This is a genomic window from Pseudomonas sp. DG56-2 (assembly GCF_004803755.1).
Lineage (GTDB): Bacteria > Pseudomonadota > Gammaproteobacteria > Pseudomonadales > Pseudomonadaceae > Aquipseudomonas > Aquipseudomonas auratipiscis.
The window spans coordinates 5,444,390-5,466,309 of record NZ_CP032311.1 but is presented as its reverse complement, the minus strand read 5'-3'; the positions used below and the strand labels follow the sequence as shown (position 1 = coordinate 5,466,309).

The following is a 21,920-nucleotide window of genomic DNA, read 5'->3' as shown; positions in this document are numbered from 1 at the left end:
TCGTTTTGGCCGCCTTTGCACAGTGCTGTGATTGGCCAGCCATATGTACCGCAGGCGCAAGGTGACGCCGAAATACCCTGCGATGCTCTTGCCCACAGGAGCTATCCCACATGCCCAGCAATTCAACTCTTTCAGCGGACTTCCATGCTGCCGTGGCCGCCGAATTCGCTGATCGTCCCACCTTGCGCCAGTTGGCCGGGCACAAGGCCCTGGAAATTCTGGCGACGCACTACCCGGTCGTTGCCGCGGCCCAGCTGCCTGATGGTGGGCCGTTGGTGCTGCAGATCCCAGACGACAACTCACAAATGGCCACGCCCTATCAATCCTGGACACCGCGTTCGTTGGTAGATGTGCTTCTTGAGGCGATGCTCGCGAACCGAAGCCTGCAATCAATGGCAGCGGCAGGGGGCGAATTTCTGGTGTCGGTAACGGCACCCCATTATCTGCACGACGCTGAAGGGAACAAGCTGGAGCACGCTACGGTGTCAGTGAACAAGGCGCTCGGTGAGCTCGACGAGTTGCGTCAACTGCTGGCCGAGCTTTTTTGCCAGGCGCAACTTGATTACTGGGCTGCCGTCGGCAGCCAAGGCGTGAGCCGTGATTGCTGGCTGCAGCAGGTGCTCAAGTCGACGCTGTTGCAAAACCTGCCTCTGCAAGGTCTCGATGCCCAGGAGCGGTTTTGCATTCAGGGGGTGCTCAAGGGAGGAAAGGAGCAGCCGCAGGTGTTCGTGGTCCAGGTTCAGCTCGAACGCTATGGCCTATCGTTCGCTCAGACGCTGCCGAACCTGCTTATCTCGACCGAATTGGACGAACGGCAGTTGGTGGTGTGGGTCGCACCGTCAGGTGTGGTCCGGGCATTTGAATCGCTTGATGACTTCACGCTTGCGCTGCGCGAAACACTGGGCGCGATGTTGTACTTCGACTCGATGACGTGGCATCGCTACGAGCTTGAGGGAGATATTTTCGCCCATCAAACTGCGTTGTTGGTCGATGCACTGTTCCAGCCCTTCGTTCGAGGAGAGTACCTAAGCTGCGTGGATGTGGCAGCGATGGAGCAGTTTTTCGCGGCGCTCAGTGATCCATCGGCCTGGTTTATAAAAGGCTATGTACCGATTGCCGATTCGAATGTGCACGTTCCGCCTGGTCTGATGCGAAGGGAGGCCAATGACAGCTTCGCTTTTCAATGCGGTCTGTTCGATCTTGCATTGGCGCAGCTCGAGTCCGCTGGCGTCGCGGCGCTGGATGGTGTTGCTGATCTTTATAGCTACACCCGCAACCGTTTGAGAGCGCAGTTACTGAGTGACTTTCCAACGGAGGCAAATTACTTTCCCGATGATTTGAAGCTGACGCTGACAACGGTCGCTGGCGCTGCCGGGGGGGCAGGTGCAGGGGTGGGCGACTCAAGTATCGAAACGCGCACTGAAACCCTGAGCGATTTCGCCATAGGTAATTTGAGTTCGCTAGGCGGTGCCACGATTACAGCGATCACTCACCGTGAAGCGCAGTTGATCATGCCGTGGATGACACCCGCCTATGTTCAGTCCCTGGTCCAGCGTGTCGACATCGGTGGCAGCTATCCGGCTTACGTGGCCCGAATGCTCGATGATCCGAGCGCCAAGCCCCAGCGGGTGATTCGTTTTGCCAGGGAGTGGCGGTGTTCGCTGCTGTTCAGTGCGCTTAAAGCAAGGTTGAACGAAACGCTAAGCGAGACTGGATTACAGGTTGTCGCGAGCTATTGCCGATATCAAGTAGATGAAATGCAGCCAAGCATGCAGTTGATGCCATTGGCTTTCACACCTGATGCGCAAGGCAGTGATTATGATCTGGTTCGAGGCATGTATGTTCTGTTCTCGGCGCAGCCTGCGACAGTGATCCTCTTCCGCCCTTTGTACCCCACCCAGACGATACTGGAGTTCGCCAGTATCGAAGCAATGTTGGCTTCGATTCGTGCCTCTGAGTCGCTGCAACAGAGCATTCTTGAATGGATGTTGCCGCAAGCCCGACCCCTCTATGACTTGGGTGGCTTCAGCGAACCGCATTGGAACAGGCCAATTATTGATACTGGATTATTGCCCGAAGCGCCCAAACCACCGACTTTTGCCCCACGGTTCTGGAGGACAGATGTCGATCTGAAACTCTACGAGTCAAACCGTGATCTGCTTGTCGAGCTCGCGGATCGTCAGTCGGTTTCCAACCAGGAAAGTCGCTGGGCCATTCTAAGTGAGGGTGCTTGGCTGCTCTTTCAGGTGGTTTCACTTCCACTCAAAGGTCCGGTTGCCGTATTCGCCTGGATGGTTCAGCTTCTGATGTCACTTAGCAATGACATCAATGCGTTGCAAAAGGGATCGCGAAGTGAGCGTAGTGCAGCTGCGGTGGACCTGATTTTCAATACTGCGATGGTGCTTTTGCATGCAAGGTTGCCTGCGAAGAGCATTCCCGATGTCGTCCCGCGACCTCACCCGACTACATTCGATGGCTTACCTGTGCAGGCGCCGCAGGGGAGCCATTCAACAACCGTTGTACGCCAGGGAGAAACGTTCCTCCCAAGTGCGCTTGCCGCGCAGGGCCAACTGCAGCTGGATCTGTCCTGGCGTGGAAGGCAAGGTTTCAACATGCTCACCGCCGGGCAGCGGGAGGCGTTACTGGCCATGCGCACCGACGTCTCCGTGAATGAGCACGAGCCATTGGCGACTGGGGACACTGCAGGACTCTATCTGATAGCCGGTCATTATTACGTGAGCCTGGCGGGAGATGTATACCTGCTATCGCTTGCCGATGGTCAAGTGCGCATAGCTGACCCGTCAGGGCGTCTCGGCCCATGGATTGTTAGTAAGCATGGCGTCTGGCGCATTGATGATGGGCTGCGTTTGCGTGGCGGAATGCCCAAAAGCCGTGTGCAGCGGCTGCGGGAGGAGAACCAGAAGCGAATGGTGGCGCTCAGGGCAGAAGAAGCGCAGATCATCAGCAAAAGCGAACCGATCCGTGAGACGTTCAATCGGCACCGCGATCAATTGATCGAAAACCAGGGGCAGATTGAAGCGTTGCGGGCCCTGCCTGAGCCCAACGACGTAGAGAAAGACAAGCTCAATTTGCTCATAGGCTTGCACAAACGGATCAATGAGCGAGTCGTTGCCGAGCTGAAGCAGGTTATCGACAACAACCTTGAACACGACAACATACTGAGCGCATTGAACCAGATGAGCTTCATGGAGCCGGGTTTTGTCGATGTGCTTACTCAGCAGCGGAGTTACGTGCGCCAGAGCTTTTTGGAGTACGCAGAGGCTTACTTCAACGAGGTGGCGAAAATACTCAATGAAGAAAACGTCGACAAGCTCAAGGATCGAATTGCGGTTCTACCAGAAACCGAGGCAGAGACGCAGGAGTACAGGCACTTTGTTGCGGTATTGGAAAAGGTTCAGGGATGGGGGGAAAACCTTATTGAAGTGTCGAGCCATATGGATAACCTGCTCGAAGATACGCTCAAGGATCAGTCGATTTTCTTCAAGGATGCAGACGGTGAGAAAGTAAACAGGGATTCGATACTGAAGAAGATGATCAAGCTGAGACAACTCAACGCGGTCGATCTGGAATTTCACCTGCTGGAAGACCTTGCCGAGCTCAGTCTGGATCGGCTGCAGGGCACTGACGAGCAGGTGCTGCAAGAGTACGAAGGGTATTTGGACGGCCCTGCGTTAAAGAGCGCCGGCGCAGCCCATGGTGAACTGGCCGGAAGTGAGCTGACCCTGGCAGAACGCATCGACGTCCTCAATGGCGTACTGGAGTCGTACGAAGAAGCAGCCTGTATGGCTGATTATCTGGCAAGTCTGGGCGGTCCTGCTATCCGAAGTGAGAAACTCAAGCTGTACCGGGCATCGCTGAAGAAGCTTCAGGACTCGGCTAGAAAGGAAATGACTTCGGCGGTACGAGAGCAAGAGCTTGCTGAGCCGCGTCCTGTTCGTACGTACTCGCAGCACTCCCGGGGCGGTAAACGGCGCGTGGTTCTGACGCAAAAGGGTAGGAGCGTACTGGGTGAAGAGTTGGAGGTCGACGGCGCTCCGGTCATCCAACAGAAGGACAGTCAGGGCAATGTCCTGAAAACCTTCGACCCGCGGGGGGTTGAAGAGGTTGCACCGGCCCGCGACCCACTCGCTCCTACCTCGCCTTCGACGCCAGACAACATGCGCGGTATCAGAAAACGTGCGCGTAAATTACTCGATGAAATCAACTCGGTGGTTGATCTTGCGCGGCGTTACAGCAACTCCAAGGAGCCGCTGGGGTTGACGACGGTCATGGAGCAGCACACGCAGAAGTTGCAGGAAGTCATGGCTGGCATAGCGCGGAGTTCAGTGGACGCCCCGCTGTACGAAGAGCTGCGCAGCGGCATCCAACGCCTGGAGTCGAACCAGCGGGATCTGCTCAAGTCGTTGTATTTGACCACCAGCCATCCTTCGGCAAATGGCCTGAAGTATCTGTTCCAGGAAAGACAGGTAACGATAGCTCGTAGTGTGTCGCGCAGGAGATTGGCAGCCCATGACTATTTGGATGTTTATGAAATCAGGCGGCTTCCCGAGTTGGGACAAGACCGGGGAGTGGGCCTTTGGGAGGCGCACTTCCACTACTCCAGCGAGGACGCCGATGACCGTAGCTTCACCCAGGGGCATCTGAAAATCTGGGCACAACGCAAACTTGGGCGGGAGGCGCAAATGCGCGCGGCCCAAAACAACGACGTGCTGGATATCTATCGGGGCAAACTGCGCTTGGCTGATGTGGAGGGCATTATTCCCTTCGAGTGACCAGCTAGCGGTTCTGGTACAGGCCGTGTTTGCCATGGGCTGGCATGGCCAGGTTGCCACGTTGGGCAATCATTTGGCCGATGGTGATCCACTCGATGCCCTGGCTTTTGAGCCGGGGCAGTTCGCGTTCGAGCACTTCGAGGGTCTGCGGGTAGGGGTGGCCGATCAGCACCGCCGACCCCTGCTTGCGCGCCAAGTCGATCCCTTGCTGTAGTTGCGCGGCAATGGCTTCTGGGGTGCGTACATCATCGAGGAACACATCCCGCGACACATGCGCGAGATCGAGTGCTTGAGCCTTGGCCGCGGCCACGGTGGCCGCGCTGGTGCGGCTGTCGATGAAGTACAGGTGACGGCGTTGCAGTTCAGCCATAAGCCAGGCCATCGGCTCGGCTTGCGACGTCATGCGACTGCCCATGTGATTGTTGATCCCAGCGGCATAAGGCACCTTGTCCAGGGCCGCAGCCAGGCGCTGCGCCAGCTCGGGCAGTGGCGTACCCGGATGCCAGGCGTAAGGACCGGTTGCCGGGTCCATGGGCATGTGCAGAATCACCGTCTTTCCAGCCTTGTGGGCCTGGCGGGCGAAGTCTGTGGCATGAGGGGTGTCGGGCATGATCGCCAGTGTTACCGGGCCGGGTAGGGCCAAGGTACGGCTGTCGCGAGCGCTGTTCTGGCCCAGGTCATCGATGATCAGGCTCAGGTAGGCTTTGCCCTGATGGGCAGGCGCCGCAAAAGCGGCGCTGCTCAACAGATACAGAAGGGTGCACAACAGGTAGCGCATGCAGAGCGTCACTTGCTGTGGGTGATGCTCAAGCCCTTGAGCAGGCTGAGGGCCTGGCTGAGCTGGAAGTCGTTGTCTTGTGGCCGCTCTTTGCGCTTGGCGTTGCTGGTTGGCCGGTCGGCACCACCATTACCGTTGCCCAAGTGGCCTTGCAGGTCGGCTTCCTTGAAGTTCTCGGTGTCTTGCTCGGCGGTCAACTTCGCCTGGCGCACCTCGATGTCCGGAACAATGCCCTGGGCCTGAATCGAACGGCCATTGGGGGTGTAATACAGCGCTGTGGTGAGCTTGAGCGCACGATCATTGTTCAACGGCAATACGGTTTGCACCGAGCCCTTGCCGAAGCTGTCGGTCCCCATCAGCACGCCGCGCTTCTGGTCTTGCAGTGCGCCAGCGACAATTTCCGACGCCGAGGCGCTGCCACCGTTGATCAGTACCACAAGCGGTACTGCTTCACTGGCGTCGGCTGGATCGGCAGAGAAGCGCAGCTCGGAGTTGGCAATCCGTCCCTTGGTGTAGACGATCAAGCCTTTGGTCAAGAAGTGGTCTGCCACTTCAACCGCCGATTGCAGTACACCTCCGGGGTTGTTGCGCAGGTCCAGGACCAGACCGCGCAGCTTCTTACCGTTGTCTTTGCGCAGCTTGGCCAGGGCCTTGCCGACTTCTTCACCGGTCTTGACCTGGAACTGGGTAATACGGATATAGCCGTAGCCGTCTTCGAGCAGTTGGCTCTTCACGCTCTTGACCTGAATGACTGCGCGGGCAAGGGTTACGTCGAATGGCGTGCCGCCGTCGCGTACCAGCGTCAGGGTAATTTTCTCACCGATCTTGCCGCGCATCTTGTCGACCGCTTCAGTCATGGTCTGGCCGCGAGTTGGTTGGCCATTGATCTTGACGATCAGGTCGCCGGCTTCGATTCCGGCACGTGAGGCCGGCGTGTCGTCAATTGGCGATACCACTTTGACGAAGCCATCTTCCATACCGACTTCGATGCCCAGGCCGCCGAATTCGCCGCTGGTGCTTTCCTGCAGTTCCTGGAAATCTTCCGGCCCCAGGTAGGCGGAGTGCGGATCGAGGTTGCTGAGCATGCCTTTGATGGCGTTTTCCAGCAGGGTCTTGTCGTCTACAGGTTCGACATAAGCGGCTTTGATCCTGTCCATGACCTCGGCAAAGGTGCGCAGCTCGTCCAGAGGCAACGGTGCCTTGGCGGAAGCGGCAGCCGATACCGTCGTGGCCGGCACCGCGGTGGGCTTGGTCGGCTCGGCCGCGCGGGCCAGGGGCGCGCCAAGGACCATGGCGATGGTCAGGGCCAGCGAGGTGAGGCGAGGCGAATGCAGCATGTCGAACGAACTCCTGATCCTGGTAGCGCTCCGGCTGGAGCTTCGGCACAGCGTGATCTCACGCTAGGCCGTCAAATAAGGGGTGGGCCTATCCTTGGGCACGGCACCATTGTGCGGGGTCGCTGGGGCGACCTTGCTGGCGGATGGCGAAATACAGCCCCGAGCTGTTCTGGCCACCGCTGTCGCCGACGGTGGAAATGGCCTCACCGGCCTTGACCACGTCTCCGGCACTCTTGAGCAGGCTCTGGTTGTGGCCGTACAGGCTCAGGTAACCATTACCATGGTCGAGAATGACCAGAAGTCCAGCGCCGCGCAACCAGTCGGCGAACACGACTCGACCGCCATGCACAGCACGTACTTGGCTGCCGGCAGAGGCACTGATCATTACCCCGTCCCATTTTGCCCGTGAGTCACCGCCACGGGCTTCGCCAAACCGCGCGAGCAATCGACCATTGACCGGCCATGGAAGTTTTCCTCGAGCCGAAGAAAAAGCGCCGCCGAAGGTTTCGCCGCTGCTGGAAACCAGGGGGCCGGGAAGGGCCTTGGGTTTGCTTGGCGTCGCGCTGCTGCTTGCTGCCAGGGCGTCGCGCTGACGCTGCTTTTGCGCTTCCTGGGCCGCGAGCAGCGCCTTTTGACGGGCTGCTTCGGCTTCACGGGCCTGTCGGGCCAGGGTTTCTTCAATGGTTTTGAGAACTTTGCTCAGGTCGGCCTGATCCTGCTCACGAGCCTGCAGTTTCTGGTCGCGGGCTTTGACGTCGGTATTGAGCTTGGCCAGTACTTGCTGGCGTTCGCTGCGTACTTTTTCGAGTTCCTGGCGCTGAGCGTCCAGGTTGCCTTGCTGGGCCAGTAGCTGGGCTTGCTGCAGGCTGATGTCCTGTTCGACGTTGGCCAACTGGCGCAAGGTTTCATTGAAACTGCGCAACTGCGCCAGGCGCGCCTGGCTGAGGTAGTCGTAATAGGTCAGGGTGCGAGCGAATTTTTCCGGGTTCTGCTGGTTGAGCAGCAGCTTGAGGTATTCCTCGCGGCCGTTCTGGTAAGCCGAACGGGCCTGGATGGCAATCAGCCGTTGTTGTTCAACGCGGGCGCTCTGGAGTTTTTTTTTCTCTTGATCAAGGCGCTCCAGCTCGCCCTCGGTCTTTTTTAGTTCCTGTTGCAGGGCCTCCACCTGCTTTTCCAGCTTGCCGATATCGGTTTCGGTATTGCGCAGGTCTTTCTGCACACCGGATTTTTCCTGCTGCAACTGGCCAAGCATTTTTTTCAGCTCGGCAATGTCCTGACGCGTGGCGTCCAGTTGCTGCTGGGTTTGCGCGCGCTCATCGGCAAACGCCGGGCTGAGCAAGCAAGACATGGCTAGAACGATCAGGACGCGGAACATGGAGTGAGCGACACCAGGGATGGAGACTGGCCTAGTATGCCCGCCGCAGGCCGCAAAAAAAACGCCTCAAGGCAACTGCGTTGAGGCGTTGGTCGGCTAAAGCTTCAAGTTGCACGCATCAAGTGGCAAGAAGATCGCGCGCGATTGCGCCTTTTCTTGCCCCTTGGTGCTGATGACTTTTAGCTTCAGCCCTCTACGAGAATCGACTCGCCGGTCATTTCTGCTGGTTTTTCAAGGCCCAGCAGTTTGAGCATGGTTGGCGCGACGTCAGCCAGAACACCGCCTTCGCGGACCTTGACGTTGCGTTTGCCGACATAGATGAAAGGCACCGGCTCGGTGGTATGCGCGGTGTGCGCCTGACCAGTACAGGCATCTTCCATTTGCTCGACGTTGCCATGGTCAGCCGTGATCAAGGCTTCGCCGCCAACCTTGTCGAGAGCTTGGACGATGCGCCCGACACACAGGTCCAGTGCCTCAACTGCCTTGACCGCCGCTTCGAATACACCGCTATGGCCGACCATGTCGCCGTTGGCATAGTTGACCACGATCACGTCGTAACGCTGCTGCTCGATGGCTTCAACGATGCGGTCGGTCACTTCCGGAGCGCTCATTTCCGGCTGCAGGTCATAGGTAGCGACCTTTGGCGATGGAATCAGGATGCGCTCTTCGCCTTCGAACGGTTCTTCGCGACCGCCGGAGAAGAAGAAGGTGACGTGCGCGTACTTCTCGGTTTCGGCAATGCGTAGCTGAGTCTTGCCGTTCTTGGCCAGGTATTCGCCCAGCACGTTGTCCAAGCTGCCAGGGGCAAAAGCGGCAGGGGCCGGGATTTTTGCCGAATACTGGGTCAGGCCGATATAGGCCGCCAATTTCGGCAGGCGTGCTCGTGGGAATTCGTTGAAATCGGCTTCGACGAACACGCGCGACAGTTCGCGGGCGCGGTCGGCGCGAAAATTCATGAAGATTACCGCGTCGCCGTCTTCGACCTTGACTGCTGCGCCAACGCGTGTGGCTTTGACGAACTCGTCGCTCTCGCCACGGGCGTAGGCAGCTTCGAGGCCAGCCTTGGCGTTGTCGGCGGTAAATTCGGCGGCGCTGTCGACGATGAGGTTATAGGCAGCTGCAACACGGTCCCAGCGATTATCGCGGTCCATAGCGTAGTAGCGACCGATCAGGCTGGCGATGCGGCCCTTGCCGAGCTTGGCGAACGTGGCGTCGAGCAGCTCGATGGACGACTGTGCGCTTTTGGGGGGCGTGTCACGGCCGTCAAGGAAGGCGTGCAGGTAGATATTCTCGGCGCCACGCTGTGCGGCCAGTTCGGCCATGGCGATCAAGTGGTCCTGGTGGCTGTGCACGCCACCATCGGAAAGCAGACCGAGAATGTGGACGGCTTTGCCGGCTGATGCGGCTTTGTCGACCGCGCCGCACAGCACGGCATTTTCGAAAAAGTCGCCATCTTTGATGGATTTGGTCACCCGAGTGAAGTCCTGGTAAACCACGCGGCCAGCGCCAAGGTTCATATGACCCACTTCCGAGTTGCCCATCTGTCCGTCAGGCAGGCCGACGTCCATGCCCGAGCCCGAGATCAAGCCATGCGGCTGGGTGGCGCGCAGGCGATCGTAGACCGGCGTGTTGGCCGAGTAGATGGCGTTGTATTCGTGGCTTTCGCTATGACCGAAACCATCCAGGATGATCAGGACCAAAGGTTTTGGCGTGCTCGTCATCAATCGCACTCACGGTTGTTCAGATGATAAAGACACGCATTTTAGGGCAAATTGGCCATGAATGACGAATTTACCTTGCCCGCCGCCCAGCGTTGGCCGACGGACAGCAGGCATAGATGAGAATTACTGGCAGCTAGCCGCTCGGGCGGGCTTTGGCCGACCTAGGGGGCTGTGTATACTGGCCAACATTTTTAATGGCCTGGAACACCCTCCGATGGTTGCTCACCTGATTGAATTCGCAACAAATCACTATCTGCTGGTTGGTATCTTCGTCGTTCTGCTGATTCTGCTGATCGTTACTGAAGCCCGCAAAGGTGGTCGTAGCCTGAGTACCGGCGAGCTGACGGCACTGGTCAACAGCGAGAAAGGCCTGGTTATCGACATCCGTTCGACCAAGGATTACGCGGCTGGCCACATTGTTGGCGCTCTGAATATTCCGCAAGACAAGTTCGCTGCCCGTATCGGCGAGCTGGAAAAGCACAAGGCCAAGACCCTGATCGTGGTCGATGCGATGGGCCAGCATGCCGGCACCACCGCCCGTGAATTGCTCAAGGCCGGTTTTACCGCTGCCAAGCTGTCCGGTGGTGTGTCGAGCTGGAAAGCCGACAACCTGCCTCTGGTGAAGTGATATGAACAACGTCATCGTCTACTCCAGCGACTACTGCCCTTACTGCTCGCGGGCCAAGCACCTGTTGCAGAGCAAAGGTGTGGCTTTCGAAGAGATCAAGGTCGATGGCAAGCCGCAGGTGCGTGCTGAAATGGTCCAGAAGGCCGGCCGTACCTCGGTACCGCAGATATGGATCGGCAGTACCCATGTCGGCGGTTGCGACGACCTGTATGCCCTTGAGCGCTCCGGCAAGCTCGATGGTTTGCTCAAGGCTTGACCAAGAACCCCTATTAAAGACCCTGCAAAGAAGGATCTGTCATGACTGATCAACAGAACAACGAAGCGGCCGCTGCTGACGAAAGCGCTCCACAATTCTCCCTGCAGCGCATCTATGTGCGTGACCTGTCGTTCGAAGCGCCGAAAAGCCCGGCGATCTTCCGTCAGCAGTGGGAACCAAGTGTTGCCCTGGACCTGAACACCAAGCAGAAAGGTCTGGAAGGTGATTTCCACGAAGTCGTGCTGACCCTGTCGGTTACCGTCAAGAACGGTGACGAAGTGGCCTTCATCGCTGAAGTCCAACAGGCCGGTATCTTCCTGATCAAGAACCTGGACCCGGCTTCGATGAGCCACACCCTGGGTGCGTTCTGCCCGAACATCCTGTTCCCGTATGCGCGTGAAGCGCTGGACAGCCTGGTGACCCGCGGTTCGTTCCCGGCCCTGATGCTATCGCCAGTCAACTTCGATGCGCTGTACGCACAAGAAATGCAACGCATGCAGGAAGCTGGCGAAGCCCCCTCGCTGCAATAAGCTTGTTGCAATGTGCCGAAAAAGCGCCCTGATGGGCGCTTTTTTCATGGGGCTGTCGAGGAATCGGGCGATAACCGTCAGGCAAAACCCTGCTGACGCCAAGCCTCATACACTGTCACTGCCACCGTATTAGAAAGGTTCAGGCTCCGGCACCCCGGGCGCATGGGCAGCCGCAGGCGCTGCTGCGCAGGCAGGTTGTCGAGTACCTCGGCAGGCAGGCCCCGGCTTTCCGGGCCGAACAAAAAGGCATCACCAGGCTGGAACGCCGTTTCGTGGTAGGGGTGCGAGGCCTTGGTAGTGAAGGCGAACAGTCGTGGCTGGCCGAGGCTTTCCAGGCAACTGGACAAATCGGTATGACGTTTGAGAGTGGCATACTCGTGGTAGTCCAGCCCGGCGCGACGCAGACGCTTGTCGTCCAGTTCGAAGCCAATGGGCTCGATCAGGTGCAAGTGGCAGCCGCTGTTGGCACACAGCCTGATAATGTTGCCGGTATTCGGCGGAATCTCTGGTTGAAAGAGGATGACGTGAAACATGCACGGCTCCGAACATAAAGATAGCGAGCATTCTACTCCTGAACCGGACCGGCGTTCGCAGCAATGGCCACGAGTGCTGTTTTCGCTGGCGATTGTCGGCATGCTGGTCGGACTGATGATCGGTCGGCTGACCACCCCCGAGCCTCGCGAATTGCAACAGGTACAGATAGTCGAAGGCGGCTTGGACCTGTGGTTCAACGAGGAGCCCAAGCTCCATGGCGAAGAGGTCGATGGCACGGTGGCCTTGCTGTTCGAGGCGCAGGGCAAAGCGGCTCGAGGCCAGCTTGAACAGCAGGGCAAGCCTGTCAGTTGGCGGATTCAGAAAAGCGATGGCGGGTTGCTGGTAACCTTGATCGCGGCCCGACCGCTGCACGGCAACTGGGTCGGAGCGGAGCAAGATGGACGCTGGCGAGTGCAGGTTCGCCTGCACGAATAAAAGAGGGGAATCCCCGGCCTGCCTGTACCAAGGCCCCCGAAACTGGAAGTACCGATACTAATGCAGGGTGTGTGCCAGTTTTGTTTCAACCCTCAAATTAGCGGGTTTTGGCGTCTATATCGGGCTTCTCCCGGGGATTTCTGCTTTGCTGCGGTGCATCGAGCACTGGTTCGGTGCATGTAGAGAAACTGCTGCCAGAAGGCAGGTTGCGGGGCAAGCCCGCACCTACCGCTCCTCCAGCAGGTGAGCCATTGATGAGTCAGGCTTCGTCCTCGCCGTCCTCTTCACCGCCGGCCACTTTCATTCCCAGTTCCTTGATTTTGCGCGTCAAGGTGTTGCGCCCCCAGCCGAGCAGCACCGCAGCATCGCGCCGTCGGCCAGCAGTGTGCTTGAGGGCCGTCTCGATCATGATGCGTTCGAAACTTGGCACGGCGCTGTCGAGCAGGCTCGATTGGCCACGGGATAAAGCCTGGTCTGCCCACTGACGCAATGCCTGTTCCCAGTTGGTCACCGGAGCGGTGTCCTGAGGCAGGTTGAGCAGTTCAGGCGGCAAGTCACCAACATGCACTTCCCGACCCGACGCCATCACCGTGATCCAGCGACAAGTGTTTTCCAGCTGGCGAACGTTGCCTGGCCACGGCAGATTGCGCATGAACTCTTCGGTTTCCGGCTTGAGCAGCTTGGGCTCGACCGCGAGTTCCTGAGCGGCACGGCCGAGGAAGTGTCGCGCCAGTGTCGGGATGTCCTCGCGACGATCGGCCAGGCGTGGAATATGAATACGGATAACGTTCAAGCGATGGAACAAGTCTTCGCGGAACTTGCCGGCTTGTACCAGGGTTTCCAAGTTTTGGTGAGTCGCCGCGATAATCCGCACATCGACCTTGACCGGCACATGACCGCCAACCCGATAGAATTCGCCATCAGCCAGTACACGCAGCAGTCGGGTTTGGGTATCGGCCGGCATATCGCCGATCTCGTCGAGGAACAGCGTGCCGCCGTCGGCCTGCTCGAATCGCCCTCGACGCAGGTTGGCGGCACCGGTAAACGCGCCTTTTTCGTGACCGAACAGCTCGGATTCCATCAGGTCCTTGGGAATGGCTGCCATGTTCAAGGCGATGAACGGTGAAGCCGCACGGGGGCTGTGGCGGTGCAGGGCATGGGCTACCAGCTCTTTGCCGGTGCCTGACTCGCCGTTGATGAGCACGGTGATGTTGGAGTGGCTCAGGCGGCCGATGGCGCGGAACACCTCCTGCATCGCTGGCGCTTCGCCAATGATTTCCGGGGTGCGGGTCAGGGTTGGAGCGGCATCCAGTCCTTGCTGCTCCTGAGCGTGCTGATTGGCCCGTTTGACCAATGACACTGCCTCATCGACGTCGAACGGTTTGGGCAGGTATTCGAAGGCACCACCTTGATAGGAGGCCACCGCGCTGTCGAGGTCCGAATGGGCGGTCATGATGATCACTGGCAGGCGCGGATGCTGTTCGCGAATCTGTGCGAGCAGGTCCAGGCCGCTGGCGCCGGGCATGCGGATATCGGAGATGATCACATCCGGCTGCTGGCGGGCCAGGCGACTCATGACCCCGTCGGCACTGTCGAAGCTCTGGGTGGTCATGCCTTCCTGTTGCAGGGCTTTTTCCAGGACCCAGCGGATGGAACGATCATCGTCGACGATCCAGACGGTTTCACTTCGGCTCATGAGGCGTTGGCTCCTTGTTCCAGCGGCAGGAAAATCGAAAAGATGGTGTGGCCTGGATGGCTGTCACATTCGATCAGGCCCTGGTGCTGGCTGATGATGTTCTGGGTGATGGCCAAGCCCAGCCCGGTACCGTCCGGACGGCCGCTGACCATTGGGTAAAAGATGGTTTCTTGCAGCTCGGCCGGAACACCTGGGCCGTTGTCGATGATCTCGACCTTGGCCACCAGGCGATGGCGTGTGTGGCCAATGGTGAACTGGCGCATGGCCCGGGTGCGCAGACTGATTCGCCCCAGGCGAAGTTCGTTCTGGCCACTGATGGCTTGCATGGCATTACGCACGATGTTGAGTACGGCCTGGATCATTTGCTCGCGGTCGATCAGCACGTCCGGCAGGCTCGGGTCGTAGTCGCGTACCAGGGTAATTCCGCCCTGGGTTTCAGCCTCGACCAGGCTGCACACCCGCTCGAGGACTTCATGAATATTGGTCATCGCCAGCGACGGCAGTTTGTTCGAGCCGAGCATGCGGTCGACCAGGTTACGCAGGCGGTCGGCCTCTTCAATGATCACATTGGTGTAATCCTTGAGGCCTTCCTCGGGCAACTCCCTGGAAAGCAGCTGTGCGGCTCCACGGATGCCCCCGAGTGGGTTCTTGATCTCATGGGCCAGGCCACGCACCAGCAATTTGGTGGTTTCCTGCTTGGACAGTTGGGCCTCCTCCTTGGTGATCCGCAGCAGTCGGTCGCGGGGGTGTACTTCAAGCAGCAACAAGGTTCGCCCGCCACTCAGAATCGGCGTTACCGCATAGTCGACAGTCTGGGTTTGTCCGGTCAAAGAGGTCAGCAGGGCTTCGCGCTTGGTGAATGGATGCGCGTGCTCGACCGCCTGGCGCAATGAATTGAGCGCTTCCGGTGATTCGGTGAACAACTCACTGATGAATTGCCCGTGGCTGCGTTGACCACTGATAGCCAGAAGCATTTCAGCTGCCGGGTTCATGTACTCAAGGCGCAAATCGGCATTGAGCAATATGGTCGCGGTTGTCAGGTTGTCCAGTAGCAGTCGGTGCAGGGCATCGCTGATGGTCATGGGGCGTCTTTGACCTCTTTTGGCTCATGACGACCCCGGCTGTGCCGGGATCGCGGGCGCTGGTTGTCTGCTGGTAACAAGAAAATGCAAAAAACAAACCAAGGCTCCGAAAAGAAGCGGATCTGCCGGATAAAGTCCTGGATTTGCGCTAAATATGGCTGTAAAGCCCTACATTAGCCCTTGGCTTGAACCAAATTGGGCTGGTCCGCTCCTGGTAACGCTGTTCTGTGCACCAATATAGAGCATAGGGGGGGTTCATAGTGCTGGACACAAATGGGCGGTGGCACGAATCAGCGCCAAGGAGCGTTCGGGACTCTTTTTCCGCTTTTCTATGGCTTGAGCCAAGGCTGACGAGCAGGGCTCGGGTCTATGACGATCAAATTCGGCCAGTTCATCGAGCAAGACTTGCTGCAGGCGATCCAGTTGTGGGCGCAGTTGCGTTGCCAGGTCGATGCGTGGTGTCTGTGGGGCGCTGCCTGCTGCATGCCAGCGCGATAACGCGCTGTATTGCAGCAGTTTGTTGGCTTCGATCTGATCGAAAAAAAATACGCCTGCGCGCTGAGCATCGACGCCGGAGCGGAGTGCCTCTGATTGCGCCTGGGCAATGACCTGGCGTTCGCGCTGAGGTGCCTGGACCAGCTGGCCAGAATCCCATTTGCTCAAGGCAACCTGTTCGGATATGTCCAGGCGTTGCTCCATACTGTCCAGCAGCTGGACCAGTGCCGTGTCTGCTGGTGTTGTCGGAGTGCAACCTTGAATTGACAACAAGGGGGCTGTCAGTGCGGCAAGTAGCGGTATGCGCATGGTGGGCTGGCCTCGTTAGAAAAAGCCAGTTTGCCTTTATCCGGTTCCAGTACCTGTCAGTTGTTTCGTATAACGATGTCAGAAAAAAAGAAAAGGCCTCCGAAGAGGCCTTTCTTTAGTGCGTTACTGGATTAGCAGCTGTAGTACAGCTCGTATTCCAGTGGGTGTACGAAGGTACGAACCTTGATTTCTTCTTCGCTCTTCAGAGCGATGTAGGCATCGATGAAGTCGTCGGAGAACACGCCACCTTTGGTCAGGAACGCACGGCCCTTGTCCAGCTCTTCCAGGGCTTCTTTCAGGCTGCCGCAAACCTGTGGAATCTCTTTCGCCTCTTCAGGCGGCAGGTCGTACAGGTTCTTATCAGCGGCATCGCCTGGGTGGATCTTGTTCTGGATACCGTCCAGGCCGGCCATCATCAGTGCAGCGAAGCACAGGTATGGGTTGGCAGCCGGGTCCGGGAAGCGAGCTTCGATGCGACGGGCTTTCGGGCTGGAAACGTATGGAATACGGATCGATGCCGAACGGTTGCGAGCGGAGTAGGCCAGCATTACCGGGGCTTCGAAGCCTGGTACCAGACGCTTGTAGGAGTTGGTAGCCGGGTTGGTGAAGCCGTTCAGTGCCTTACCGTGCTTGATGATGCCGCCGATGAAGTACAGAGCAGTATCGGACAGGCCGGCATAGCCTTCGCCGGAGAAGGTGTTCTTACCTTCTTTGGAGATGGACATGTGTACGTGCATACCCGAGCCGTTGTCGCCGTACAGCGGCTTAGGCATGAAGGTAGCGGTGCGACCGTAAGCGTCGGCAACGTTGTGTACGCAGTACTTGAGAGTCTGAACTTCGTCAGCCTTCTTCACCAGGGTGTTGAACTGCACGCCGATTTCGTTCTGGCCGGCAGTTGCCACTTCGTGGTGGTGAACTTCGATGACCAGGCCCATTTCTTCCATGGCGTTGCACATGGCAGTACGGATTTCGTGGTCGTGGTCGAATGGAGGCACTGGGAAGTAGCCGCCTTTGACGCCTGGACGGTGGCCTTTGTTACCGCCTTCCACGTCCTGGTCGGACATCCACGAGCCTTGCTCGGAGTAGATTTTGAACATCGAGCCGGAGATGTCGGACTTGAACTTCACTTCGTCGAAGATGAAGAACTCAGGCTCTGGACCGACGAATACGGTGTCACCGATACCGGTGGTCTTCAGGTACTCTTCAGCGCGGCGGGCAATGGCGCGAGGGTCGCGGTCATAGCCTTGCATGGTCGAAGGTTCGATGATGTCGCAGACCAGAATCAGGGTCGGCTCTTCGGTGAACGGGTCGAGTACGGCGGAGGAGTCGTCCGGCATCAGGATCATGTCGGAAGCTTCGATGCCTTTCCAGCCAGCAATGGAGGAACCGTCGAACATCTTGCCGGCCTCGAAGAAATCTTCGTCCAGCGCATCACGCGATGGCATGGTGACGTGATGTTGAATGCCTTTGGTATCAGTGAAGCGCAGATCAATCCATTTAACGTCATGATCTTTGATGAGTTGAACCGACTTCGACATAGTGTCCTCCGGGTGGGGTAGAGCTTGCCTGTGCAGCCCTTGAATTTGGGTGATGCCGGGCGCGAATAGTCGGCCAAGGCAACCTGCCTCACAAGGGAGCAAATTGCATGCCAGTGCCCCGGTTTGGAAAGTTTGCCCCATTCCCAAGCGTTTCCGGGCATTGCCAGCAAAATGTCGGGCGGTTTATGCACTGTAACGAGGCGTAATTTTCCTTTGACGACCCATTATGGTGCACGAAAAACCTTCTGCACATTAATTGGTCAAACCTTGAGCAATTTCCGCTATAATCCGCGCCCCACTTTTTTAGTCGGTAGCTCGCGCGCAGTTTTTCATGAAACTAATCGTAAAAGTCTTCCCAGAGATCACCATCAAGAGCCGCCCGGTTCGCAAGCGTTTCATTCGTCAACTGGGCCGCAACATCCGTACCGTGCTCAAGGACCTCGATCCTGCGCTCGCGGTCAACGGTGTCTGGGACAACCTCGAAGTGATCACTCATGTCGAGGACGAAAAGGTTCTGCGCGAGATGACCGAGCGCCTCACGTGCATGCCCGGCATTGCCCATTTCCTGCAGGTTGACGAGTACCCGCTGGGTGACTTCGACGACATCGTCGCCAAGTGCAAGGCGCACTTCGGTCACCTGCTGGCTGGCAAGCGTTTCGCCGTGCGTTGCAAGCGTGGCGGTCACCACGATTTCACCTCGATGGATGTCGATCGTTATGTTGGCAGCCAATTGCGCCAGCAGTGCGGTGCTGCAGGTATCGACTTGCGCAACCCTGAGGTCGAAGTGCGCATCGAGGTGCGTGACAAGCGTCTGTATGTGATTCACAACCAGCACAAAGGCATTGGCGGCTACCCGCTGGGTGCCCTGGAGCAGACCCTGGTACTGATGTCCGGTGGTTTCGACTCTACCGTTGCGGCTTATCAGATGATGCGTCGCGGCCTGATGACCCACTTCTGCTTCTTTAACCTGGGCGGCCGTGCCCACGAGCTGGGGGTGATGGAAGTCGCCCACTTCCTGTGGAAAAAGTACGGTAGCAGCCAGCGCGTTCTGTTTATCAGCGTGCCGTTCGAAGAAGTGGTCGGTGAGATCCTCGGCAAGGTCGATAACAGTTACATGGGCGTCACGCTCAAGCGCATGATGCTGCGTGCGGCGGCGCACATGGCCGATCGTCTGGAAATCGACGCACTGGTAACCGGCGAGGCGATTTCCCAGGTTTCCAGCCAAACTCTGCCGAACCTGGCGATCATCGATTCGGCGACCGACAAGCTGGTACTGCGCCCGCTGCTGGCTAGCCACAAACAGGACATCATCGACCAGGCCAACGAAATCGGCACCGCCGACTTCGCCAAGCATATGCCTGAGTATTGCGGCGTGATCTCGGTAAACCCGACCACTCATGCCAAGCGTCATCGCATGGAACATGAAGAGAAACAGTTCGACATGGCCGTGCTGGAGCGTGCCCTGGAGCGCGCCCGCCTGATTTCCATCGACAATGTGATCGATGAGCTGAGCCAGGATATCCAGGTCGAGGAAGTCGAGCAGGCGCTGGCCGGTCAAGTCGTCATCGATATTCGTCATCCGGATGCCCAAGAAGATGAACCGCTGCAACTGGACGGCATCGAAGTCAAAGTGATGCCGTTTTATGCGATCAATAGCCGCTTCAAGGACCTGGACCCTACGCGCCAGTACTTGCTGTATTGCGACAAGGGCGTGATGAGTCGGCTGCATGCCCATCACCTGCTGAGCGAGGGACATGCCAATGTGCGTGTTTATCGACCGGCATAAGACGCCGGGGTTGTATGGCGGCAGTATCCGCCATCGCCCTCCCGACCGCCGGGCAGTCTGAGCGCCGTTCATTCATATTCGCCACTTAAAATAGTGGCAACCCGAATCCTCTGATCGAGATACACAAGTGATCGAAAATCTACGTAACATCGCCATCATCGCCCACGTTGACCATGGTAAAACCACTTTGGTCGACAAACTCCTGCGTCAATCCGGCACTCTGGAGCGTAACGAGCTCAACGACGAGCGCGTCATGGACTCCAACGACCAGGAAAAAGAGCGCGGTATTACCATTCTGGCGAAAAACACCGCCATCAACTGGAACGGCTACCACATCAACATCGTCGACACCCCAGGCCACGCCGACTTCGGTGGCGAGGTTGAGCGTGTAATGTCGATGGTTGACTCGGTGCTGCTGCTGGTCGACGCCCAAGACGGCCCTATGCCGCAAACCCGTTTCGTGACCAAGAAGGCTTTCGAAGCCGGCCTGCGTCCAATCGTGGTGATCAACAAGGTTGACCGTCCAGGCGCACGTCCTGACTGGGTTCTGGACCAGATCTTCGATCTGTTCGACAACCTCGGTGCTACCGAAGAACAGCTGGACTTCAAAGTCGTCTACGCCTCGGCCCTGAACGGTATTGCCGGTCTGGACCACACCGAAATGGCCGAAGACATGACCCCGCTGTACCAGTCGATCATCGACAACGTACCGGCTCCTGCCGTTGACCGTGACGGTCCGTTCCAGATGCAAATCTCGGCACTGGACTACAACAGCTTCCTGGGTGTTATCGGTGTTGGCCGTATCGCTCGTGGTCGCGTCAAGCCGAACACTCCGGTTGTCGCTATCGATGTCGACGGCAAGAAGCGTAACGGCCGTATCCTGAAGCTGATGGGTCACCACGGTCTGCACCGCATCGACGTTGAAGAAGCGCTGGCCGGCGACATCGTCTGCATCAGCGGCTTCGACGAGCTGTTCATCTCCGACACCCTGTGCTCCCCGGACGCAGTAGAGGCGATGAAGCCACTGACCGTCGACGAGCCAACCGTTTCGATGACCTTCCAGGTCAACGACTCGCCGTTCTGCGGTAAAGAAGGCAAGTTCGTCACCAGCCGTAACATCAAAGAGCGTCTGGACAAAGAGCTGCTGTATAACGTTGCACTGCGCGTTGAAGAAGGCGACTCGGCTGACAAGTTCAAGGTGTCCGGCCGTGGTGAGCTGCACCTGTCGGTACTGATCGAAACCATGCGTCGCGAAGGCTTCGAAATGGGTGTTGGTCGTCCGGAAGTAATCATCCGTGAAGTCGACGGCGTGAAGAACGAGCCGTTCGAAAACGTCACCATCGACATCCCTGAAGATTCGCAGGGCAAGGTCATGGAAGAAATGGGTCTGCGTAAAGGCGACCTGACCAACATGGTTCCGGATGGCAAGGGCCGTGTACGCCTGGAATACAACATCCCAGCCCGTGGTCTGATCGGTTTCCGTAACCAGTTCCTGACCCTGACCAACGGTGCAGGCATCCTGACCTCGATCTTCGATCGCTACGCTCCGATGAAGTCCGGCCACATGTCCGGCCGTCAGAACGGCGTACTGGTTTCGGTTGAAACCGGCAAGGCCCTGACCTACTCCCTGGAAACTCTGCAGGCTCGCGGCAAGCTGTTCGTAGAGCACGGTCAGGAGATCTACAACGGTCAAATCGTTGGCCTGAACAGCCGTGACAACGACCTGGGCGTCAACCCTACCAAGGGCAAGAAGCTCGACAACATGCGCGCTTCGGGTAAAGACGAAACCATCGCTCTGGTTCCGCCTGTTCGCTTCACCCTGGAACAGGCTCTGGAATTCATCCAGGACGACGAGCTGTGCGAAGTAACACCTAAGTCGATCCGTCTGCGTAAGAAGATCCTCGACGAAGGCGAGCGTACTCGCGCTGCCAAGAAAGCCAAAGCTAACTAAGTTAGGCTGAAACGAAAACGCCCCCGGTCGAAAGGCCGGGGGCGTTTTTGTTTGTCTGCTGTAATCAGTCTGGCCCGCGTACTGTAGAAGCGGGCTTGCCCCGCGATTAGCCAACTGGCAGCAATAGCTCCTCGCAGGGCAAACCGATTCCCAGCGGTTTAGCGACGCGCCGCAGGCTTGGGAATATAGGCGCAGTAGCCCGGACGAGGCCCGACGCGCGGATGGTTACGGCAGGTGTCCGGACGCTTGTCATAAATGGTGCACAGACGGCTTTTACGATCCAGGTACAAGCAGTCGTCGTTACTCATTTGCGCCAGGGTGAAAATCCCCGACTTCTGATTGAAACGATCGACGATGCCTTCTTTCTGCAAGCGCTTGGCAATCGACTTTGGCGGCTCGCCTTGCTCGAATTCATCCACCACGCCAATGCGGATCAGGTCTTTCAGCTTCACTTCCACTGGCAATTGGCAGCAGGTGGAATTGCAGCCTCCGCACATATGGCTGACATATTTTTGCCAGGTATCCAGCCGGTCAACTTCGGCGGCGGCAATCAGGGTCGGTTTCATCAGGCTCAGGTTTTAGATGTTCTAGTAGGCGCGCGATCATACCGGAGTTGGTCAAAATGTGAACAACCATTTGCCGGTTCTTGCTCCTGTGCTGCGAGCTTTTGCACAGA

At 57.9% G+C, this 21,920-nt stretch carries 17 protein-coding genes; 7 read left to right on the top strand and 10 right to left on the bottom strand.

Features of this window, described 5'->3' with window-relative positions; translation table 11 throughout:
- Positions 1 to 152 precede the first annotated feature (152 nt).
- A complete protein-coding gene (locus D3Z90_RS25070) occupies positions 153 to 4,793 on the top strand; it encodes a dermonecrotic toxin domain-containing protein (RefSeq protein ID WP_136478561.1) in 4,641 nt (1,546 codons plus the stop codon).
- 4 nt (positions 4,794 to 4,797) lie between these two features.
- On the opposite strand, the gene D3Z90_RS25065 is transcribed toward D3Z90_RS25070, so the two are convergent.
- From D3Z90_RS25065 to gpmI, 4 genes are all read right to left on the bottom strand, one after another.
- Positions 4,798 to 5,571: a divergent polysaccharide deacetylase family protein gene (locus D3Z90_RS25065; RefSeq protein WP_136478560.1), complete on the bottom strand. Its 774-nt coding sequence runs from the start codon at positions 5,569 to 5,571 to the stop codon at positions 4,798 to 4,800.
- 8 nt (positions 5,572 to 5,579) lie between these two features.
- Positions 5,580 to 6,908 (bottom strand): S41 family peptidase, encoded by a 1,329-nt coding sequence (locus D3Z90_RS25060; protein WP_136478559.1) that lies wholly within the window; start codon positions 6,906 to 6,908, stop codon positions 5,580 to 5,582.
- A gap of 88 nt (positions 6,909 to 6,996) precedes the next feature.
- Positions 6,997 to 8,283 carry a murein hydrolase activator EnvC gene (locus D3Z90_RS25055; RefSeq protein ID WP_136478558.1) on the bottom strand — a complete coding sequence of 429 codons (1,287 nt, stop codon included), beginning with the start codon at positions 8,281 to 8,283 and terminating at the stop codon, positions 6,997 to 6,999.
- 185 nt (positions 8,284 to 8,468) lie between these two features.
- Positions 8,469 to 10,004, bottom strand: coding sequence for a 2,3-bisphosphoglycerate-independent phosphoglycerate mutase (gene gpmI, locus D3Z90_RS25050; RefSeq protein WP_136478557.1), 1,536 nt, complete (start codon positions 10,002 to 10,004; stop codon positions 8,469 to 8,471).
- A 214-nt stretch (positions 10,005 to 10,218) separates the two neighbouring features.
- Here gpmI and D3Z90_RS25045 point away from each other — a divergent pair, with 214 nt between their 5' ends.
- Genes D3Z90_RS25045 through secB form a run of 3 tightly spaced genes read left to right on the top strand, consistent with a single transcriptional unit; the run spans position 10,219 to position 11,418 of the window.
- The gene (locus D3Z90_RS25045; protein ID WP_136478556.1) at positions 10,219 to 10,632 is read left to right on the top strand and encodes a rhodanese-like domain-containing protein; all 414 of its coding nucleotides are present in this window, start codon (positions 10,219 to 10,221) and stop codon (positions 10,630 to 10,632) included.
- 1 nt (position 10,633) lies between these two features.
- Positions 10,634 to 10,888, top strand: coding sequence for a glutaredoxin 3 (grxC, locus tag D3Z90_RS25040; protein WP_136478555.1), 255 nt, complete (start codon positions 10,634 to 10,636; stop codon positions 10,886 to 10,888).
- A 41-nt stretch (positions 10,889 to 10,929) separates the two neighbouring features.
- Positions 10,930 to 11,418: a protein-export chaperone SecB gene (gene secB / locus D3Z90_RS25035; protein WP_136478554.1), complete on the top strand. Its 489-nt coding sequence runs from the start codon at positions 10,930 to 10,932 to the stop codon at positions 11,416 to 11,418.
- Positions 11,419 to 11,495: 77 nt separating this feature from the next.
- On the opposite strand, the gene trmL is transcribed toward secB, so the two are convergent.
- Complete coding sequence (trmL, locus tag D3Z90_RS25030) at positions 11,496 to 11,951, bottom strand: tRNA (uridine(34)/cytosine(34)/5-carboxymethylaminomethyluridine(34)-2'-O)-methyltransferase TrmL (protein ID WP_136478553.1); 456 nt, start codon at positions 11,949 to 11,951, stop codon at positions 11,496 to 11,498.
- Here trmL and D3Z90_RS25025 point away from each other — a divergent pair.
- Entirely contained in the window at positions 11,950 to 12,387 is a 438-nt protein-coding gene (locus D3Z90_RS25025; protein WP_136478552.1) for a hypothetical protein, read from the top strand. The two genes, trmL and D3Z90_RS25025, sit on opposite strands and share 2 nt — an antisense overlap.
- A 259-nt stretch (positions 12,388 to 12,646) precedes the next feature.
- Here the strand turns inward: D3Z90_RS25025 and ntrC are convergent, their stop codons facing one another.
- The 4 genes from ntrC to glnA form a co-directional block, all read right to left on the bottom strand.
- A complete protein-coding gene (ntrC, locus tag D3Z90_RS25020) occupies positions 12,647 to 14,083 on the bottom strand; it encodes a nitrogen regulation protein NR(I) (RefSeq protein WP_136478551.1) in 1,437 nt (478 codons plus the stop codon).
- Positions 14,080 to 15,165 (bottom strand): nitrogen regulation protein NR(II), encoded by a 1,086-nt coding sequence (gene glnL / locus D3Z90_RS25015; RefSeq protein ID WP_136478550.1) that lies wholly within the window; start codon positions 15,163 to 15,165, stop codon positions 14,080 to 14,082. The genes ntrC and glnL overlap by 4 nt, the downstream gene beginning before the upstream one ends.
- 255 nt (positions 15,166 to 15,420) lie before the next feature.
- Positions 15,421 to 15,969: a chorismate mutase gene (locus tag D3Z90_RS25010; protein WP_136478549.1), complete on the bottom strand. Its 549-nt coding sequence runs from the start codon at positions 15,967 to 15,969 to the stop codon at positions 15,421 to 15,423.
- 131 nt (positions 15,970 to 16,100) lie between these two features.
- Positions 16,101 to 17,507 carry a glutamate--ammonia ligase gene (gene glnA / locus D3Z90_RS25005; RefSeq protein WP_045181822.1) on the bottom strand — a complete coding sequence of 469 codons (1,407 nt, stop codon included), beginning with the start codon at positions 17,505 to 17,507 and terminating at the stop codon, positions 16,101 to 16,103.
- Between the two features lie 331 nt (positions 17,508 to 17,838).
- Between glnA and thiI the strand changes: the two genes are divergently transcribed.
- Both thiI and typA read left to right on the top strand, forming a co-directional pair.
- Positions 17,839 to 19,293 carry a tRNA uracil 4-sulfurtransferase ThiI gene (gene thiI / locus D3Z90_RS24995; RefSeq protein WP_136478548.1) on the top strand — a complete coding sequence of 485 codons (1,455 nt, stop codon included), beginning with the start codon at positions 17,839 to 17,841 and terminating at the stop codon, positions 19,291 to 19,293.
- A gap of 127 nt (positions 19,294 to 19,420) precedes the next feature.
- Positions 19,421 to 21,244, top strand: coding sequence for a translational GTPase TypA (gene typA / locus D3Z90_RS24990; protein WP_136478547.1), 1,824 nt, complete (start codon positions 19,421 to 19,423; stop codon positions 21,242 to 21,244).
- A 158-nt stretch (positions 21,245 to 21,402) separates the two neighbouring features.
- Here typA and D3Z90_RS24985 read toward each other — a convergent pair whose 3' ends face one another.
- Positions 21,403 to 21,810 carry a YkgJ family cysteine cluster protein gene (locus D3Z90_RS24985; protein WP_136478546.1) on the bottom strand — a complete coding sequence of 136 codons (408 nt, stop codon included), beginning with the start codon at positions 21,808 to 21,810 and terminating at the stop codon, positions 21,403 to 21,405.
- Between the last annotated feature and the right edge of the window lie 110 nt (positions 21,811 to 21,920).

What these genes read in the sequence shown, in the direction of transcription:
- D3Z90_RS25045 (WP_136478556.1), top strand. Translation starts at nt 10,219, where the DNA reads ATGGTTGCTCACCTGATTGAATTCGCAACAAATCACTATCTGCTGGTT.
- D3Z90_RS25065 (WP_136478560.1), bottom strand. Translation starts at nt 5,571, where the DNA reads ATGCGCTACCTGTTGTGCACCCTTCTGTATCTGTTGAGCAGCGCCGCT.
- glnA (WP_045181822.1), bottom strand. Translation starts at nt 17,507, where the DNA reads ATGTCGAAGTCGGTTCAACTCATCAAAGATCATGACGTTAAATGGATT.
- grxC (WP_136478555.1), top strand. Translation starts at nt 10,634, where the DNA reads ATGAACAACGTCATCGTCTACTCCAGCGACTACTGCCCTTACTGCTCG.
- D3Z90_RS25025 (WP_136478552.1), top strand. Translation starts at nt 11,950, where the DNA reads ATGCACGGCTCCGAACATAAAGATAGCGAGCATTCTACTCCTGAACCG.
- thiI (WP_136478548.1), top strand. Translation starts at nt 17,839, where the DNA reads ATGAAACTAATCGTAAAAGTCTTCCCAGAGATCACCATCAAGAGCCGC.
- D3Z90_RS25060 (WP_136478559.1), bottom strand. Translation starts at nt 6,908, where the DNA reads ATGCTGCATTCGCCTCGCCTCACCTCGCTGGCCCTGACCATCGCCATG.
- D3Z90_RS25055 (WP_136478558.1), bottom strand. Translation starts at nt 8,283, where the DNA reads ATGTTCCGCGTCCTGATCGTTCTAGCCATGTCTTGCTTGCTCAGCCCG.
- secB (WP_136478554.1), top strand. Translation starts at nt 10,930, where the DNA reads ATGACTGATCAACAGAACAACGAAGCGGCCGCTGCTGACGAAAGCGCT.
- gpmI (WP_136478557.1), bottom strand. Translation starts at nt 10,004, where the DNA reads ATGACGAGCACGCCAAAACCTTTGGTCCTGATCATCCTGGATGGTTTC.
- trmL (WP_136478553.1), bottom strand. Translation starts at nt 11,951, where the DNA reads ATGTTTCACGTCATCCTCTTTCAACCAGAGATTCCGCCGAATACCGGC.
- ntrC (WP_136478551.1), bottom strand. Translation starts at nt 14,083, where the DNA reads ATGAGCCGAAGTGAAACCGTCTGGATCGTCGACGATGATCGTTCCATC.
- glnL (WP_136478550.1), bottom strand. Translation starts at nt 15,165, where the DNA reads ATGACCATCAGCGATGCCCTGCACCGACTGCTACTGGACAACCTGACA.
- D3Z90_RS24985 (WP_136478546.1), bottom strand. Translation starts at nt 21,810, where the DNA reads ATGAAACCGACCCTGATTGCCGCCGCCGAAGTTGACCGGCTGGATACC.
- D3Z90_RS25010 (WP_136478549.1), bottom strand. Translation starts at nt 15,969, where the DNA reads ATGCGCATACCGCTACTTGCCGCACTGACAGCCCCCTTGTTGTCAATT.